This is a genomic window from Pseudomonas sp. NPDC077649, assembly GCF_044542855.1.
Lineage (GTDB): Bacteria > Pseudomonadota > Gammaproteobacteria > Pseudomonadales > Pseudomonadaceae > Aquipseudomonas.
This window is the reverse complement of record NZ_JBITVF010000005.1, coordinates 47,251-63,432: the sequence shown is the minus strand read 5'-3', so window position 1 is coordinate 63,432 and position 16,182 is coordinate 47,251. Positions and strand designations below refer to the sequence as shown.

The 16,182-nt window shown below is 68.9% G+C and carries 20 protein-coding genes and 1 riboswitch; of the genes, 7 read left to right on the top strand and 13 right to left on the bottom strand.

Going from position 1 to position 16,182, the window contains the following annotated elements; genetic code table 11:
• Positions 1 to 6: 6 nt before the first annotated feature.
• The 6 genes from nusB to nrdR form a co-directional block, all read right to left on the bottom strand.
• On the bottom strand, positions 7 to 486 hold the full coding sequence (gene nusB / locus ACIGFL_RS16120) for a transcription antitermination factor NusB (RefSeq protein WP_021444362.1): 480 nt from the start codon (positions 484 to 486) through the stop codon (positions 7 to 9).
• Positions 483 to 959 carry a 6,7-dimethyl-8-ribityllumazine synthase gene (gene ribE, locus ACIGFL_RS16115; protein WP_012019761.1) on the bottom strand — a complete coding sequence of 159 codons (477 nt, stop codon included), beginning with the start codon at positions 957 to 959 and terminating at the stop codon, positions 483 to 485. Before ribE ends, nusB begins: the two co-directional genes overlap by 4 nt.
• A 138-nt stretch (positions 960 to 1,097) precedes the next feature.
• Positions 1,098 to 2,177, bottom strand: a complete 1,080-nt coding sequence (gene ribBA, locus ACIGFL_RS16110; RefSeq protein WP_021444361.1) for a bifunctional 3,4-dihydroxy-2-butanone-4-phosphate synthase/GTP cyclohydrolase II — start codon at positions 2,175 to 2,177, stop codon at positions 1,098 to 1,100.
• 12 nt (positions 2,178 to 2,189) lie between these two features.
• Positions 2,190 to 2,852: a riboflavin synthase gene (locus ACIGFL_RS16105; protein ID WP_003243995.1), complete on the bottom strand. Its 663-nt coding sequence runs from the start codon at positions 2,850 to 2,852 to the stop codon at positions 2,190 to 2,192.
• A gap of 126 nt (positions 2,853 to 2,978) precedes the next feature.
• Positions 2,979 to 3,121: riboswitch (FMN riboswitch) on the bottom strand.
• A gap of 219 nt (positions 3,122 to 3,340) precedes the next feature.
• Positions 3,341 to 4,447, bottom strand: a complete 1,107-nt coding sequence (gene ribD / locus ACIGFL_RS16100) for a bifunctional diaminohydroxyphosphoribosylaminopyrimidine deaminase/5-amino-6-(5-phosphoribosylamino)uracil reductase RibD (protein ID WP_397497841.1) — start codon at positions 4,445 to 4,447, stop codon at positions 3,341 to 3,343.
• Positions 4,444 to 4,911: a transcriptional regulator NrdR gene (gene nrdR / locus ACIGFL_RS16095; RefSeq protein ID WP_021445840.1), complete on the bottom strand. Its 468-nt coding sequence runs from the start codon at positions 4,909 to 4,911 to the stop codon at positions 4,444 to 4,446. The genes ribD and nrdR overlap by 4 nt, the downstream gene beginning before the upstream one ends.
• Before the next feature lie 110 nt (positions 4,912 to 5,021).
• Here nrdR and ACIGFL_RS16090 point away from each other — a divergent pair, with 110 nt between their 5' ends.
• The 3 genes from ACIGFL_RS16090 (at position 5,022) to trxA (ending at position 7,099) form a co-directional block, all read left to right on the top strand.
• On the top strand, positions 5,022 to 5,471 hold the full coding sequence (locus tag ACIGFL_RS16090; protein WP_397497840.1) for a YbaY family lipoprotein: 450 nt from the start codon (positions 5,022 to 5,024) through the stop codon (positions 5,469 to 5,471).
• Positions 5,468 to 6,127 (top strand): class I SAM-dependent methyltransferase, encoded by a 660-nt coding sequence (locus ACIGFL_RS16085; protein ID WP_397497839.1) that lies wholly within the window; start codon positions 5,468 to 5,470, stop codon positions 6,125 to 6,127. The genes ACIGFL_RS16090 and ACIGFL_RS16085 overlap by 4 nt, the downstream gene beginning before the upstream one ends.
• Before the next feature lie 99 nt (positions 6,128 to 6,226).
• On the top strand, positions 6,227 to 7,099 hold the full coding sequence (trxA, locus tag ACIGFL_RS16080; protein WP_397497838.1) for a thioredoxin: 873 nt from the start codon (positions 6,227 to 6,229) through the stop codon (positions 7,097 to 7,099).
• Positions 7,100 to 7,209: 110 nt separating this feature from the next.
• Here the strand turns inward: trxA and ACIGFL_RS16075 are convergent, their stop codons facing one another.
• The gene (locus tag ACIGFL_RS16075; protein WP_397497837.1) at positions 7,210 to 7,560 is read right to left on the bottom strand and encodes a hypothetical protein; all 351 of its coding nucleotides are present in this window, start codon (positions 7,558 to 7,560) and stop codon (positions 7,210 to 7,212) included.
• A gap of 110 nt (positions 7,561 to 7,670) precedes the next feature.
• On the opposite strand from ACIGFL_RS16075, the gene ACIGFL_RS16070 reads away from it, so the two are divergent.
• From ACIGFL_RS16070 to ACIGFL_RS16055, 4 genes are all read left to right on the top strand, one after another.
• Positions 7,671 to 8,267 carry a DUF2796 domain-containing protein gene (locus ACIGFL_RS16070; protein WP_397497836.1) on the top strand — a complete coding sequence of 199 codons (597 nt, stop codon included), beginning with the start codon at positions 7,671 to 7,673 and terminating at the stop codon, positions 8,265 to 8,267.
• A gap of 124 nt (positions 8,268 to 8,391) precedes the next feature.
• Positions 8,392 to 9,099: an ABC transporter ATP-binding protein gene (locus ACIGFL_RS16065; RefSeq protein WP_397497835.1), complete on the top strand. Its 708-nt coding sequence runs from the start codon at positions 8,392 to 8,394 to the stop codon at positions 9,097 to 9,099.
• Between the two features lies 1 nt (position 9,100).
• Positions 9,101 to 10,366: an ABC transporter permease gene (locus tag ACIGFL_RS16060; RefSeq protein WP_397497834.1), complete on the top strand. Its 1,266-nt coding sequence runs from the start codon at positions 9,101 to 9,103 to the stop codon at positions 10,364 to 10,366.
• Positions 10,367 to 10,626: 260 nt separating this feature from the next.
• Positions 10,627 to 11,148, top strand: a complete 522-nt coding sequence (locus ACIGFL_RS16055; RefSeq protein ID WP_021444502.1) for a DUF3299 domain-containing protein — start codon at positions 10,627 to 10,629, stop codon at positions 11,146 to 11,148.
• A gap of 145 nt (positions 11,149 to 11,293) precedes the next feature.
• Here ACIGFL_RS16055 and ACIGFL_RS16050 read toward each other — a convergent pair whose 3' ends face one another.
• From ACIGFL_RS16050 to ACIGFL_RS16025, 6 genes are read right to left on the bottom strand one after another with little or no spacing between them, the layout of a single operon-like run.
• Positions 11,294 to 12,391, bottom strand: a complete 1,098-nt coding sequence (locus ACIGFL_RS16050) for a tetratricopeptide repeat protein (RefSeq protein ID WP_397497833.1) — start codon at positions 12,389 to 12,391, stop codon at positions 11,294 to 11,296.
• A gap of 2 nt (positions 12,392 to 12,393) precedes the next feature.
• Positions 12,394 to 13,077, bottom strand: a complete 684-nt coding sequence (locus ACIGFL_RS16045; RefSeq protein ID WP_397497832.1) for an energy transducer TonB — start codon at positions 13,075 to 13,077, stop codon at positions 12,394 to 12,396.
• On the bottom strand, positions 13,077 to 13,487 hold the full coding sequence (locus tag ACIGFL_RS16040; RefSeq protein ID WP_031303020.1) for a biopolymer transporter ExbD: 411 nt from the start codon (positions 13,485 to 13,487) through the stop codon (positions 13,077 to 13,079). Before ACIGFL_RS16040 ends, ACIGFL_RS16045 begins: the two co-directional genes overlap by 1 nt.
• Positions 13,488 to 13,498: 11 nt before the next feature.
• Positions 13,499 to 14,047, bottom strand: coding sequence for a MotA/TolQ/ExbB proton channel family protein (locus ACIGFL_RS16035; protein ID WP_397497831.1), 549 nt, complete (start codon positions 14,045 to 14,047; stop codon positions 13,499 to 13,501).
• A complete protein-coding gene (locus ACIGFL_RS16030; RefSeq protein ID WP_397497830.1) occupies positions 14,040 to 15,389 on the bottom strand; it encodes a MotA/TolQ/ExbB proton channel family protein in 1,350 nt (449 codons plus the stop codon). The genes ACIGFL_RS16035 and ACIGFL_RS16030 overlap by 8 nt, the downstream gene beginning before the upstream one ends.
• Positions 15,386 to 16,159 carry a DUF3450 domain-containing protein gene (locus ACIGFL_RS16025; protein WP_397497829.1) on the bottom strand — a complete coding sequence of 258 codons (774 nt, stop codon included), beginning with the start codon at positions 16,157 to 16,159 and terminating at the stop codon, positions 15,386 to 15,388. The genes ACIGFL_RS16030 and ACIGFL_RS16025 overlap by 4 nt, the downstream gene beginning before the upstream one ends.
• Positions 16,160 to 16,182: the final 23 nt, after the last annotated feature.

Genomic DNA, 16,182 nt, shown 5'->3' with positions numbered 1-16,182 from the left:
CCATGCTCAACGCTTGTTGGCGCCCACTTCGGCGGCACGCAGCTTGGGCGCCAGCTTGTCGAGGATGCCGTTGACGAACTTGTGCCCGTCGGTGGCGCCGAACACCTTGGCCAGCTCGATGCCCTCGTTGATCACCACCTTGTAGGGCACGTCGACGCGGTTCTTCAGCTCGTAGGTGGACAGGCGCAGGATGGCCAGCTCGACCGGATCGATCTCTGCCAGCGGGCGATCGAGCAGCGGCGTGAAGGCCTCGTCCAGCTCGGTCTTCTGCCGCGGCACGCCATGCAGGATCTCGTGGAAGTAGGCGCCGTCGACCTTGCTGAAATCGTTGTCGACGCGAAACTGCGCTTCGATCTCGTTCAGCGGCTGGCCGGCGATGTGCCAGGAGTACAGGGCCTGCATGGCCAGGGTACGGGCCTCGCGGCGGGCGAGAATCTTGCCGCTGGGGCCCTTCTTGGCCGGCTGGCCGTTACCGGAGTTGCTCACTTGGCCTCCAACTGCGCCAGCAGGCTGACCATTTCCAGGGCAGACAGCGCAGCTTCGGCACCCTTGTTACCCGCCTTGGTGCCGGAACGTTCGATGGCTTGTTCGATCGAGTCGACGGTCAGCACGCCGAAGGCGACCGGTACGCCGTACTCCATGGACACCTGAGCCAGGCCCTTGGTGCACTCGCCGGCGACGTATTCGAAGTGCGGAGTGCCGCCACGGATGACCGCGCCCAGGGCGATGATCGCCGCGTACTCGCCGCGCTGAGCGACCTTCTGGGTGACCAGCGGAATCTCGAAGGCACCTGGCGCGCGGATGATGGTGATGTCGCTCTCGCTCACGCCGTGGCGAACCAGGGCGTCGATGGCGCCACTGACCAGGCTCTCGACGACGAAGCTGTTGAAACGGCCTACCACCAGGGCGTATTTGCCCTTCGGGGCGATGAAGGTACCTTCGATGGTCTTCAGGGTCATGACGGGTCTCACTAGGGTTAAAGAGCCGGAGCGGCGGTGCGCTCCGAAAAATAAAATTCGTGCTCCCTGGGGAGCTGGCGTTGCTCCCCTCTCCCATAAATGGGAGAGGGTCATCAGCTTTGGCCCTTCGGGCCGCGGTCAGTCAGCCGGCAGGTATTCTACAACCTCGAGATCGAAGCCGGATATCGCGTTGAACTTCATCGGCGAGCTCAGCAGGCGCATCTTGCGCACGCCGAGGTCGCGCAGGATCTGCGAGCCGGCGCCCACCGTGCTGTAGGTGGCCGGAGTCGCCGGCTGCTGGCGGCCGAGGTGGGCCAGCAGCTCCGGGCCGGTCAGCGGGTTGCCCAGCAGCAGCACCACGCCGCTGCCGGCCTTGGCCACCTCGGCCATGGCCGCGCGCAGGCTCCAGCGCCCCGGCTGGTTGACCAGGAACAGGTCGCGCAGCGGGTCCATGTTGTGCACCCGCACCAGGGTCGGCTCCTCGGCGCACAGCTTGCCCAGGGTCAGCGCCATGTGCGCGGTGTCTTCCACCGCGTCGCGGTAGGTGACCAGGTTGAACTGGCCCAGCTCGGTGTCCAGCGGCTGCTCGCTGATGCGTTCGACGGTGCGCTCGTGGATCAGGCGGTAGTGGATCAGGTCGGCGATGGTGCCGATCTTCAGACCGTGCTGCTCGGCGAAGGCCTCCAGCTCCGGGCGACGGGCCATGGTGCCGTCGTCGTTCATGATCTCGCAGATCACCCCGCTCGGCTCGAAGCCGCCCATGCGCGCCAGGTCGCAGGCCGCTTCGGTGTGGCCGGCGCGCGCCAGTACGCCGCCGGGTTGGGCCATCAGCGGGAAGATATGACCGGGGCTGACGATATCGTCGGCCACCGCATTGCGCGCCACCGCGGCCTGCACGGTGCGCGCCCGGTCGGCGGCGGAGATGCCGGTGGTGACGCCTTCGGCGGCCTCGATGGAGACGGTGAACTTGGTGCCGAAGCCGGAACCGTTGCGCGGCGCCATCAGCGGCAGCTTGAGCAGCTCGCAGCGCTCGCGGGTCATCGGCATGCAGATCAACCCGCGGGCGAAGCGGGCCATGAAGTTGATATGTTCGGCCGTGACGCATTCCGAAGCGATGATGATATCGCCCTCGTTCTCGCGGTCCTCGTCATCCATGAGGATGACCATCTTGCCGGCGCGGATGTCTTCGATCAGTTCTTCAGCGGTATTGAGCGCCATCGGGGCGTCTCCTCAATTCTTCAGGTAGCCGTGTTCGGCGAGAAAGCTTTCGGTCAGGCCCGAGGCCTTGGGTTCGGCGGCCTTGTCGCCGAGCAGCAGGCGCTCCAGGTAGCGCGCCAGCAGGTCCACTTCGAGGTTGACCTTACGCCCGGCCTGGTAGTCGACCATGATGGTCTCGGCCAGGGTGTGCGGCACTATGGTCAGTTCGAACTCGGCGCCATCGACCGCGTTGACGGTCAGGCTGGTGCCGTCGACGGTGATCGAGCCCTTGTGCGCGATGTACTTGGCCAGCTCGCGCGGCGCGCGCACCCTGAACTGCACGGCGCGGGCGTTATCGGCACGGGAGACGATCTCGCCGACGCCGTCGACGTGGCCGCTGACCAGATGCCCGCCGAGGCGGCTGGTGGGGGTCAGGGCCTTCTCCAGGTTGACCGCACTGCCGGGCTTGAGATCGACGAAGGCGGTGCGCGCCAGGGTCTCGCGGCTGACGTCGGCCCAGAAGCCGTCGCCGGGCAGTTCCACCGCGGTCAGGCACACGCCGTTGACGGCGATGCTGTCGCCGAGCTTGACGTCGCCCAGGTCGAGCTTGCCGGTGGCGACATAGACGCGCACATCACCGCCCTTGGGGGTCATGGCACGGATGCTGCCGATGGCTTCGATTATGCCGGTGAACATGCGCCCTCCGGTTTCTCACTGAAGATGATGCGAAACAGCATGGACGAACTCCTGTTTGGGTCAGAAACAGGGCAATGCCGATCGATAGGGATTTCGCGGACGCGCACGCGGCGCCCGAGGAGGGAATCCCGCTCTCTCTTTATCCGGACTATACCGTCGGCCCCGGAATCGCACCGGGTCTGCTGACCTCGCCGAAACGAGCGCTCGCGGGCTAGGCAGAATCCGCCATTACCGCCGGTGGGGAATTCCACCCCGCCCTGAGAACGTTGCGGCCAGTCGCCCGGCCGAGTGGCGTTTTACCATATTTATCGCCGCACCGCATGACCCCAGGGGGACGCCGTGGCGACCTGCCGTCGGCAGGTTGGGCTGTGGAGCTTGCGACCAAGCCCAACATGGGCGTGGGGATCACCGGGATCGTGGAGAATGCCGAGATCGCCGGGCGGAGCGCGGCGCGCTCCCTGTTGGGCTTCGCTGCGCTCGGCGCCAACCTACGGCCGCGCGGTAATCTGCCAGTCGTCGCCGATGGCGCGGATATCCACGATCTGCAGCTCGGGCGCCTCGGCCATACGGTTGAGCGGCAGGTCGAGCAGCGGCCGGGCACTGGAGCCGAGCAGCTTGGCCGCCATGAAGATGCGGTATTCGTCCACCAATCCGGCGCGGGCGAAGGCGCCGGCCAGGCGCGGCCCGGCCTCCACCAGCACCTCGTTGGCGCCGCGCGCGGCCAGTTCTTCGAGCAGCTTGCGCAGGTTGACGTGACCGTTGCTGCCGGGCACGGCGAGCAGCTCGTGGCCCTCCTGCTGGTAACGCTCGCGCGCCAGCGCGGCGGCGCAGGTCGCCACCAGCGCCGGCCCGGCCAGGAAGAAGGCCTTGTCCAACGGCACCCGCAGGCGTCCGTCGACCAGCACGCGCAACGGCGGACGGCGCTGCGCCAGGGCGGTCAGCTCGGCGCCCAGGCCCAGTTCGTCGGGGCGCACGGTCAGCCGCGCGTCGTCGCTCAGCACGGTATCGGCGCCGCTCAGCACCACGCTGGCCTGGGCGCGCAGGCGCTGCACCTCGGCACGCGCCGCCGGGCCGGTGATCCACTGGCTCTCGCCGCTGGCCATGGCGGTGCGCCCGTCCAGGCTCATCGCCAGCTTGACCCGCACCAGCGGCAGGCCGCTCTCCATGCGTTTGACAAAGCCGGCATTGAGCGCTCGCGCCTCGCTTTCCAGCACGCCGCTGCGCACCTCGATCCCGGCCTCGACCAGGCGCTTGAGGCCCTTGCCGGCGACCTGCGGATTGGGGTCCTGCATGGCCGCCACCACCCGCGCCACTCCGGCGGCGATCAGGCCGTCGGCGCAGGGCGGGGTGCGGCCGAAATGGCTGCAGGGCTCCAGGGTGACGTAGGCGGTGGCGCCGCGCGCCAGCTCGCCGGCCTGGCGCAGCGCGTACACCTCGGCGTGCGGCTCGCCGGCACGGGCATGCCAGCCTTCGCCGACGATGCGCCCGTCACGCACGATGACGCAGCCGACCCGCGGATTGGGATGGGTGGAGTACAGGCCCTTGCGCGCCAGCTGCAGGGCGCGCGCCATGAAGGCGTGGTCGTGCGCGCTCATCGGGCTTTCGACGGCTCGCGAGAGAGGCGTTCGATCTCCTCGCGGAACTCGTTGAGATCCTGGAAACGCCGGTACACCGAGGCGAAACGGATGTAGGCGACCTCGTCGAGCTTGCGCAGCTCGCCCATCACCAGCTCGCCGAGCACCAGGGACTTCACCTCGCGCTCGCCGGTGGCGCGCAGTTGCTGCTTGATCCGGGCGATGGCTTCCTCGAGACGCTCGACGCTCACCGGGCGCTTCTCCAGCGCGCGCTGCATGCCGGCGCGCAGCTTGTCCTCGTCGAACGGCTGGCGGCTGCCGTCCTGCTTGATCAGGCGCGGCATCACCAGTTCGGCGGTCTCGAAGGTGGTGAAGCGTTCGCCGCAGGCCACGCATTCGCGGCGACGGCGCACCTGATCGCCCTCGGCGACCAGACGCGAATCGATGACCTTGGTGTCGTTGGCGGCGCAGAATGGACAATGCATGGCAGGCGCTGGCAGGTGGCGGCAAAGGCGCCATGGTAGCGCATCGAAGCGGCAAGACAAGCCAGGTGCTTTAGGCTATATAGACGCCCGCCCGAACAGCAGAAGACGCCATGAACCTATACCTGCCGCTGCTTGCCCTGATCCTCACCGGCCTGCTCGGCGCCTGCGCCAGCGAGCCCGCCACGCCGCCCGCGCCGCCGCCGAGCCCGCCGAGCCCGCCGAGCGCGGCGCCCGCGGTCGAGCCGCGCAACCTGCTGCCCAGCCTGCGCGGTCAGCTGCTCGGCGTGGCCGCCGGCGCCGAGGTGGACCTGGCGCTGCTGGCGGTCGACGCGCGCGGGCGTCCCGCCACCCTGCTCGGCCACCTGCTGCTGCGCGGTGACGGCAACCCGCTGCCCTTCGCCCTGCACTTCGAGCCGGCCAGTTTTCCCGGCGACCAGCGCGTCGAACTGCGCGGCCGCGTCACCCAGTCCGGGCGCCTGGTGCAGCGCCTGCCGGCGCAAACCATCGCCGCCCCGCAGAGCCGCGATCTCGGTCCGCTGCGCCTGGTGCCGGCGCCATGAGCGCCCCGGCATCCCTGCAAGGCGCGCTGAGCGAACTGCTCGGCGATGCCCGCCTGGTGGCCGAGACGCTGCCCGGCAGCGACATCGCCCTGTGGCTGATCGACGCCGGCAATATGGACCGCGCCTTCAGTCCCGAGGAAACCCGGCGCATCCTCGAGGAGCCGCCCTACTGGTGCTTCTGCTGGGCCAGCGGCCTGGTGCTGGCGCGCTGGCTGGCCGAGCGCCCCGAGTGGGTGCGCGGCAAGCGCGTGCTGGATTTCGGCGCAGGCAGTGGCGTGGCCGCCATCGCCGCAGCCAAGGCCGGCGCCGCCGAGGTGGTGGCCTGCGACCTCGACCCGCTGGCGCTGGCCGCCTGCCGCGCCAATGCCGCGCTCAATAGCGTCGAGCTGGACTACTCGGCGGATTTCTTCGCCGAGGCCGACCGCTACGACCTGATTCTGGTGGCCGACGTGCTCTACGACCGCGCCAACCTGCCTCTGCTCGATCATTTCCTCAGCCGCGGTCGCCAGGCGCTGGTGGCCGACTCGCGGGTCAAGGACTTCCAGCACCCGCTGTACCGCCGCCTGGCGCTGCTCGAGGGCTGTACCTGGCCGGATCTGGCCGAGCCGGCCGAATTCCGCGAGGTCAGCCTGTATCATGCGCTACGACCGACGTAGCCCGGATGCAGTCCGGGGAACAGGCAGCAGCGCCACCCCTTGTTTCGCGGGTCGCCCGCCCGCATTAATAGACCATTGCCCCGCCCTTCGAGACCGACCATGAGCGATTCCCCCTATATCTTCGACGTATCCGGCGCCGCCAGCTTCGAACAGCTGGTGATCGAGAACTCCTTCCACAAGCCGGTACTGGTGGACTTCTGGGCCGAATGGTGCGCGCCGTGCAAGGCGCTGATGCCGCTGCTGGCGAAGATCACCGAGCAATACGCCGGCGAACTGCTGCTGGCCAAGGTCGACTGCGACGTCGAGCAGGACATCGTCCAGCGCTTCGGCATCCGCAGCCTGCCCACCGTGGTGCTGTTCAAGGACGGCCAGCCGGTGGACGGCTTCGCCGGCGCCCAGCCGGAAGCGGCGATTCGCCAGATGCTCGCCCCCCATGTCGCCGAGCCGGCGCCGGCCGCGGCCGACCCGCTGGAGGCCGCCCAGGCGCTGTTCGCCGACGGCCGCTTCGCCGACGCCGAAGCGCTGCTCAAGCAGCTGCTGACGGAGAACAACGAGCACGCCGCGGCGCTGATTCTCTACGCCCGCTGCCTGGCCGAGCGCGGCGAGCTGGGCGAAGCCGAGGCGGTGCTGAATGCGGTGAAAGGCGACGAACACAAGCAGGCCCTGGCCGGCGCCAAGGCGCAGCTGACCTTTCTCCGTCAGGCCGCCGACCTGCCGGAAGTGGCTGACCTGAAGAGCCGCCTGGCGCAGGACGCCGGTGACGACGAGGCGGCCTATCAGTTGGCCGTGCAGCAACTGGCCCGCCAGCAGTACGAGCCGGCGCTGGATGCCCTGCTCAGGCTGTTCGTGCGCAACCGCAGCTACCAGGACGGCCTGCCGCACAAGACCCTGCTGCAGGTGTTCGACCTGCTCGGCGGCGACCACCCGCTGGTCACCGCCTACCGCCGCAAGCTGTACCAGGCGATCTACTGACTCAGGCCGGAACCCGGACGATAGCTTGGGCTGAGCGCCGCGAAGCCCAACACCGCGCACCAGAGACAGCGGCAGAACGCTTTGTTGGGCTTCGCAGGCTCAGCACTGACCTAGGCTGGCTCGCCCACCCAGCGATAGATCGGCGCATCGGCGCCGGTTTCCATACGGATCTGCGCGCAGTGGCGCAGGCGCACCAGCAGGCGCTTGCCGGCCGCCTCGCCGCCGGCCAGCGCGGCCAGTTGGCCGAGCAGCTGCGGCCCCTCCACCTGCCCGGCGTCGCGCACCAGTTGCAGGGCGGTCTGCCAGAGCGCGTCATTGTTGCCGGCCGAGACGGCCGGCGCTGGCACCTCGGTCGCTGGCACGACGCTCAGGCCTGCCGTCAGGCGCGCCCAATCCTCGGCCTCCAGTTCCACAGTCAGGTCCACCGGCCAGTCGCCGATGCGTCCGCGTATGCGCAACATGATCGTTCTCCCATTCCCAGCGCCCATGCTCCCATGACGCCTGTGCGCTGGCCAGGCCGGCACAAAAGTTGTTATAACGTAACGATTAAAACCCGTACCGGAGACGCCCCATGCGCCGACTGCTGCTCGCCCTGCCCTTCGCCCTGTTGCCCCTGGCCGTCGCCCAGGCGCATGAACACAAACACGACCACGATCATCATGATCACGCACACGACAGCCTCGGCGCTCATGAGCACGGCGTCGCCAGCCTCAACGTGGCGCTCGACGGCCAGACCCTGGAGCTGCAGCTGGAAAGCCCGGCGATGAACCTGGTGGGTTTCGAGCACGCCGCCAAGAGCGACGCCGACAAGGCCAAGGTGGCCGCCGCCAAGGCCGAACTGGAACAGCCGCTGAGCCTGTTCGCCCTGGCCGCCGGCGACTGCAAGGCGACCCAGGTGGAACTGCAAAGCCCGCTGTTCGGCGACGCAGGTCACCATGACCACGACCATCATGAGCATCATGAGCATCATGAGCATCAGGGCGAGCACAGCGAGATCCACGCCCACTACCGTTTCGACTGCGCCCGCGCCAACGACTTGAAACAGTTGGACCTGGCCGAGCTGTTCAAACGCTTCCCCGCCACCGAGAAGATTCAGGTACAACTGATCGGCCCGAGCGGCCAGCAGGGCGTGGAACTGACTCCCGCCCAGCCGCGCCTGAATTTCTGAAGCCGTAGGGTGGATCGGGGCGCGTAGCCGACGCTCTTCTCATCCACCGTGGGAGCGCCATGGTGGATGGGTGAAGCGTCATCCACCCTACACGCAGGCCCATAAACCACCCGATAGCCGGACCATGACCCAATCCCTGATCGACCTCGCCGACCTCGGCTTCGCCTGGCCCGGCCAGGCGCCCTTGCTGGACATCCCCCGCTTCACCCTCGAGCGCGGCGAGACCCTGTTTCTCAAGGGCCCCAGCGGCAGCGGCAAGACCACCCTGCTCGGCCTGCTCGGCGGCGTGCAGAAGGCCCAGCGCGGGCATATCCGCCTGCTCGGCCAGGACCTCGGCCAGCTCTCGGCCGGCGCCCGCGACCATTTTCGCGTCGATCACACCGGCTACATCTTCCAGCAGTTCAACCTGCTGCCCTTTCTCTCGGTGCGCGACAACGTCGAACTGCCCTGCCGCTTCTCGCGCCTGCGCGCCGAGCGTGCGCGCCAGCGCCATGGCAGCGTCGATGCTGCCGCCGCCGCCCTGCTCGACCACCTCGGCCTCCGCGCCGACCTGCTCGGGCGGCGCGCCGACGAGCTGTCGATCGGCCAGCAGCAGCGTGTCGCCGCCGCCCGCGCGCTGATCGGCCAGCCGGAACTGGTGATCGCCGACGAACCCACCTCGGCGCTGGACTTCGATGCCCGCGAGGCCTTCCTCCAGCTGCTGTTCGCCGAATGCCGCGCGGCCGGCGCCAGCCTGCTGTTCGTCAGCCACGACCAGAGCCTGGCGCCGCTGTTCGACCGCAGTCTGTCGCTGGCCGAACTCAACCGCGCCACGCGCCCCCAGGAGGCCTGAGATGCATTTGATCCGCATCGCCCTGGCCAGCCTGGCCAACCGCCGTTTCACCGCCCTGCTCACGGTGTTCGCCATCGCCCTGTCGGTGTGCCTGCTGCTGGCGGTGGAACGGGTGCGCACCGAGGCGCGCGCCAGCTTCGCCAACACCATCAGCGGCACCGACCTGATCGTCGGCGCGCGCTCGGGCAGCGTCAACCTGCTGCTGTATTCGGTGTTCCGCATCGGCAACGCCACCAACAATATCCGCTGGGACAGCTTCGAGCGCTTCGCCGAGCACCGCCAGGTCAAATGGGCCATCCCCATCTCCCTCGGCGACTCGCACCGCGGCTACCGGGTGATGGGCACCAGCGCCGCCTATTTCGAGCACTACCGCTACGCCCGCAGCCAAGAGCTGCAGCTGGCCCAGGGTCGCGCCTTCGCCGAGGATCCCTTCGAGGTGGTGCTCGGCGCCGAAGTGGCCCAGGCCCTGGGCTACGACCTCGGCGAGCAGATCGTCCTCGCCCATGGCGTGGCCCGCATCAGCCTGGTCAAGCACGACGACAAGCCGTTCACCGTGGTCGGCATCCTCGCCCGCACCGGCACCCCGGTGGACCGCACCCTGCATATCTCCCTGGCCGGCATGGAGGCGCTGCACGTCGACTGGCAGAACGGCATGCCGGCGCGCGGCGCGGCGCAGGTCAGCGCCGAGCAGGCGCGCGCCATGGACCTGCAACCCCAGCAGATCACCGCGATGCTGCTGGGCCTGAACAGCAAGATCGCCACCTTCAGCCTGCAGCGCGAGATCAACGAGTTCCGCGGCGAACCCTTGCTGGCGATCCTCCCCGGGGTGGCCCTGCAGGAGCTGTGGAGCCTGATGGGCACGGCCGAGCAGGCGCTGTTCGTGGTCTCGCTGTTCGTCGTGCTGACCGGCCTGATCGGCATGCTCACGGCGATCCTCACCAGCCTTAACGAACGCCGCCGCGAGATGGCGATCCTGCGCTCGGTGGGCGCGCGACCCTGGCATATCGCCAGTTTGCTGGTGCTGGAGGCCTTCGCCCTGGCCCTGGCCGGCGTGCTGCTCGGCCTGCTGCTGCTGTACCTGGGCATCGCCGCCAGCCAGGGCTATGTGCAGGCCAACTACGGCCTGTACCTGGCGCTCAATGCGCCGTCGAGTTACGAATGGAAGCTACTTGGCGCCATCCTCGCCGCCGCCCTGCTGATGGGCAGCGTGCCGGCCTGGCGTGCCTACCGCCAGTCGCTGGCCGATGGCCTGTCGATCAGGCTCTGAGAGCCTGTTCATGATCTGCTGCGCGTCGGCGCTACTGCGTTAAAAACAAGCTCGGAAAGCCGCTTGCGGCTAACGCACTTCAGTGCGGCCCCGAAGGGGCGAGCGGAGCGAGTAATGCTCATGTACAAAAAGTACACTCCGCTTCCTCCCTTGTTTTTGCCTTGTATCGCTCTAGCTCGCAAGATCGTGAACAAGGCTCTGAGGCAAAGTGGGCCGCGCCTGGCGTACACTGCGCGGGCGCTCCTACAACGAGGTTTTCCATGTCCCGCCCCCTGCTCGCCACCCTGCTGCTCTCGCTGGCCCTGCCGCTGGCCGCCGCCGAGGTGCGCGAACTCACCTGGTCCGAACTGGTGCCGGCCGATGCGCCGCCGCAGCAGATGGACGCCGCCCCTATCCACGACCTCTCGCAGCTGGCCGACGCCCTGGCCGAGTCCGGCCCGGCGGCCATGCAGCAATCGCCGGCCGCACCGGTGGTGAAGGAACTGGACGGCCAGGCCATCAAGCTGCCCGGCTATATAGTGCCGCTGGACGTGACCGACGAAGGCCGGGTGATCGAGTTCCTCCTGGTGCCCTACTTCGGCGCCTGCATCCACGTGCCGCCGCCGCCGTCGAACCAGATAGTCCACGTCACCAGCGAGCTGGGCGTGCTGCTCGATGCGCTGTACCAGCCGTTCTGGGTCGAGGGGCCGCTGAAGGTCGAGCACGTCAGCAGCGAGCTGGCCGAGGTCGGCTACCAGATGACGGCGGACAAGATCTACGCTTACGAGCTGCCCGATAGCTGAACGCCGCCCGCGGTACAAAACGAAAAAGCCAGACCCCAGGGTCTGGCTTTTTCGTTGGCACAGGCTGCGCTAGCGCCGGTGTAGGAGCGGCTTTAGCCGCGAAACCCTCGCCGCGCTGCGTACGGCGCCCCCAAGGGTCGCTGGCCTAGCTACGACTGGCGACTCGGTTTTCCTGTTCGAAGCGCAGCTCGCTTTCCGCCCACTGGCGCCAGGAGCGCACCTTGCTGCGTTCGGCGCCGCTGCGCTCGGCACGCGCCAGCGCCTCCAGGCCGGCCTGCCAGCGCGCCTGCTCCAGCTCCAGCTGAGCGACGTACAGCCAGTGCTTGCCGTTGCCGCTGCGCTCGGCCAGTGGGCGCAGCACGCGCACCGCTGCGGCGCGATCGCGCGCCTGCCACCAGAACAGGCCCAGACGCTCCTGGCGCGCCGCGGTGTTGGCCAGCAGGCCGCTGTCGAGCATGCCGGCGAGCAGCTTGGCGCCCTGCCAGGGTTGATCCGCTGCGCCGGCGAGCAGCACCAGGTTGTCCAGCTCCGCCTCGCTGAAACGCAGGCCCTTGCTGTGCGCCGCACGCAGGGTGGCCAGCGCCTTGTCCTGGCTGCCGGCCATCTGCTGCAGCCCGGCCAACTGGCGCCAGCCCTTGGCGTCGTCCGGCTTGCGTGCCAGCAGCTGGCGCTGCCAGCGCTCGGCCTGGGCATAGCGCTTGAGGTCGGCGTTGGCGCCGACCAAAAACTGCAGCCAGATCTCGCCGGCCTTGGGGTTGGCCTGTACATAACGCTCGGCCAGCGGCAAGGCCTTGGCCGGCTGGTTCAGGCCCTGATAGGCCTGCACCAGCATCTGCAGCACTTCTTCGGAGGCCTTGCCCTGCTCCGGCGCCAGCAGCTCGACGACCTTGGCGAAACGGCGCTCGCCGAGGTTGAGCTTGGCCAGGTTGAGGCGTTCGCCGGCGAGCATCTGCTCGTCCAGCTTGCCGCTGCGCACGGCCTTGTCCAGCCAGTCGATGGCCTGGCCGTTGTGGCCGGCCGACCAGGCCACATAGGCCTGGCTGCGCCAGATCAGCGCCTCTTCGAGGCTGCCGCTCTTGGCCTCGGCGGCCTCCAGCGCCTGGCGCGCCGCGCCGTGATCGCCCTTCTGCTGCGCCGCCTGTGCGGCGTTGAGGGCGCGGAACACGGCCGGGTCGATGGTTTGCTGGGCCATGCCGGGCACGGCCGCAGCGCTGAGCATCACGAGCAACAACCAACGGTACATGGTCAGCTCCTTTGCAGACGGAAGTAGAGGGTTTTCACCGCCTCGCGATCCACCGCCAGGCCACCTTCGGTGCGCGGCGCGAAGCGCCAGCGCGCGGCGGCGCGGCGCGCCTCGCGTTCGAACACGTTGCGCGGGCTGGCTTCCAGCACGCGGATGTTCTCCACGTTGCCGGAGCGGTTGATGGTGAAGGCCAGCTTGACGAAGCCTTCGATGCCGCGCTGCAGGGCGTAGCGCGGGTAGTCCGGGCGCACGTCGTTGAGCGGCATCACTTCGCTTTCCATGCCGCCCATCTGCCCGCCGGACTCGGCCGCGGTGCTCGGCGGCGTCGGCGCCGGGGCGCCCGGGGCCAGGCCGGACAGGCTCGGCGCCGGCGCACTGTTGACGGCAATGCCGCTGGCCAGGCTGGGCAGCTGGATATCCAGGGCCGGCAGCTTGGCGCTCGGCGTGGCCGTCTGCGGGGTGGGCGGCGTCGGCGGCTGCGGGGTCTGCGGCTGCGGCGGTTGCGGCGCCTGCTGGCGGGAGCGGCTGGCCGTCTCGCTGGCGTTGCCGTCCATGCGCACGAAGTTGGCCACGCTGACCGGCTCTTCGCTCGGCTTGGCGCGGGGCGGGGCGACCATATAGAGCATCAGGGCGAACAGGCCCAGGGCCATCAGGCAGGCGCCGAGAAAGGACAGCGGCAGGCGCATCAGTTGACTCCGCTACCGGCGGCCAGCGCCACGTCCTGCACGCCGGCCAGGCGCGCCTGGTCCATGACCTGCACCACCAGGCCGGTGCGGGCGTCCTGGTCGGCCTGCACCACCACCGCGCCTTCCGGCTGGTCGACGCGCATGCGCTCGACGTGGGCGCGCACGCTGCGGATGTCCACCGGCTGCTTGTCCATCCACACCTGGCCGTCGGCGGTGACGGCGATGAGGATGTTGCCCTTGTCCTGCGGGTTGGCGGTTTCCGCCTGCGGGCGCTGCACTTCGACGCCGGACTCGCGGATAAAGGAGCTGGTGACGATGAAAAAGATCAGCATGATGAAGACCACGTCGAGCATCGGCGTGAGGTCGATGCCGGTGTCTTCGTCCTGCTGGTGGTGACGACGCATTCTCATGTTGGGCGATCTCAGTCGTGACGCAGCTGGTCGGCCAGCCGCTCGATGGCCTGGCTGGCTTCGCGCTCGAGGCGCGCCAGGCTGAACAATCCGGGAATGGCCAGGACCATGCCGGCCATGGTCGGCAGGGTCGCCTGCCAGACGCCGGCGGCCATGCCGCGCGGGTTACCGGTGCCGTTGAGGGCGAGCACGTCGAACACCGCGATCATGCCGACCACGGTGCCGAGCAGGCCGAGCAGCGGATAGAGTGCCACCAAGGTCTTGCTCAGGCGCAGCGGCGCGGCCAGCTGCTGGCGGGCCTGGGCCAGCCAGGCGGCGCGCACCGCGCGCTGCCAGTTGCCGGTGTCGTCGGCCAGCACCTGCTGCCAGGCCTCGCGGCGCTCCTGCACCCAGCGCGGGAAAATCCTGCGCATGTACCAGAAGCGCTCGAACACCAGGGTCCAGAACACCACGCAGAGCGCGGCCAGCGCCCACATCACCACGCCGCCGGCGCCCATGAAGTCGCGCAGCGCATGGGCGCTGTCGACCAGGTGCAGCCAGAAGGCGAACAGCTCAGTCACGGCGCGGCGCTCCCGACAGGTGCAGGGCGATCAGGCCGGCGCTCTGCTGCTCCAGAATCTGGATCAGGCCCTTGCTGCGGCTGGCCAGCAGGCTGTGCAGGAACAGCAGCGGGATGGCCACCACCAGACCCAGCACGGTGGTCACCAGCGCCTGGGAGATGCCGTCGGCCATCAGCCGCGAGTCGCCGCCACCGCTCTGGGTGATGGCCTGGAAGGTGACGATCATGCCGGTCACGGTGCCGAGCAGGCCGAGCAGCGGCGCCACCGCGGCGAGCAGCTTGAGCAGGCCCTGGCCCTTCTCCAGCGGCGGGGTCTCCTGCAGGATCGCCTCGTCCAGCTTCAGCTCCAGGGTTTCCAGATCGGCCAGCTGCGGCTTCGGCCCCAGCACGCCGATCACCCGGCCCAGCGGGTTGTCGCCCCGCGGTGCGCTGAGGTCGTGCATCTGCGCCTTGACGCCGCTGCCGACGCGGCCCAGGTAGACCATGCGCCAGGCCGCCAGGAGCAGGCCGAACACGCCAAGCACGACGATCACCCAACCGACCAGGCCGCCCTGCTGCAGGCGATCCCACAGCGTCGGTTGCTGCTGCAGCTGCGCCAGCAGGCTGCCGCGGCTGGGGTCGATGGGCAGCGTGGCGAGGGCGTCGCGGCTGTCCAGGTAGTCTTCGACCTGGCCCAGGCCGGAGGGTTGCCGCGGCGGCGCCACCAGCTCGCCGGCGTCGGCGTCGTAACGCAGGAAGGCGTCCTCGCCGTAGACCGCGAAGGCGCCGACGCGCAGCACCTGCTGCTCGCTGCGCGAGCCATCGGCAGCGACCACCGGCAGCTGCACGCGCTCGATGCGGCCGCTGGCGGCCAGGTCTTCGAGCAGCAGCATCCAGTAGCCGTCGAGGTCTTCGGCAGACGGCAGCGAGCGACTCTCGGCCAGTGCCTTGAGACGCTTCAGGCGCTCGGGGTACTGGGCGTTGAGCAGGCTGTCCTGCCACTGCCCGGCAACGTCGCCGGCACTCTGACGGACCACACCGAACAGCTCGCCGAGGTGGCCGACGCGCTGCGCCAGGAGTTTTTCCTGTTCGGCCAGCTCGGCCTCCTGACGGTCGAACTCGGCCTTCAGCCGCTCGGCCTCGGCCTTCTGCAGGTTCAGTGCAGAGCGGGCGGCGGCGAGCAGTTGCGCCTGCTCGCCGCGCGTGGCGAGGAAGACCTGCTCGCGCTCCTGCATGGCGCTGACTTCGGCGGCGCGCTCGCTGCGGATGCGCTGCAACAGTTGATCGGGGCTGAGGGTTTCGGCTACGGCGGCCAGCGCCGGCAACAGGCTGAGCGCCAGTACGGCTACAACACGACGACTCATTGGGCGGCCTCCTCGGCCAGGGTCTTGATCGGCAGGGACAGCACGGCGGGAGCCTGCTGCTGGCGGGCGATGGCGATGGCCTGGGTCAGCGGACGCCGCGCGCCGCCGTCGAGCACCTGCCAGGCCTGGGCCTGCGGGTTCCACCAGCCGCTCTCGTGGGCGTCGAGGGTCTGGTAATAGAGCATGCTGCGGCCCAGGCGGAGGAATTCGACGCTGCGCGAGTCGCCGTCGGCCTGGCTCAGCTCGCCGCGCCAGGCTTCCAGGGTGCGGCCGTAGTCGCTCTCGATCTGGTAGGCCTCGAGGATGCGCCGGTACTTGTCGGCCAGGCTGACGTCGGCGCGCGGCAGCAGATCCTGCAGCTGGGCCAGACGATCCTCGCGCTCTTCGGGAAGGAACGGCAGGTCGGCGGCGATGAACTGGCCGAGCACCTCGACCATCTTGACCATCTGCGGGCTGACCGCCTCCTGGGTGCGTTCGATGCCGTCCAGCTGCTGCTGGTAGCTGGCCAGTTCCTGGCGCTGCGCTTCGACCAGGTCACGCAGCTGACTGTTATAACCTTTCAATGCCTCAGCCTGCTGCAAGGCATTGCGGTACTCGGTGAGCATTTCGCGGCTGGCATCGTCCAGCTGCTCGACGCGGCCTTGGGAGGCCTTGGCCTCGGCGGCCAGGCGCTGGCTCTCGTCCAGTGCGGCATCCAGCGGCGCGGCAGCCAGCGAACCGCTGGCCAGCATCAGGGCGACGGCCAGGGAGCGAAGGGGGAAGCGATTCATGCGGAGAAGGTCCTCGACAGACG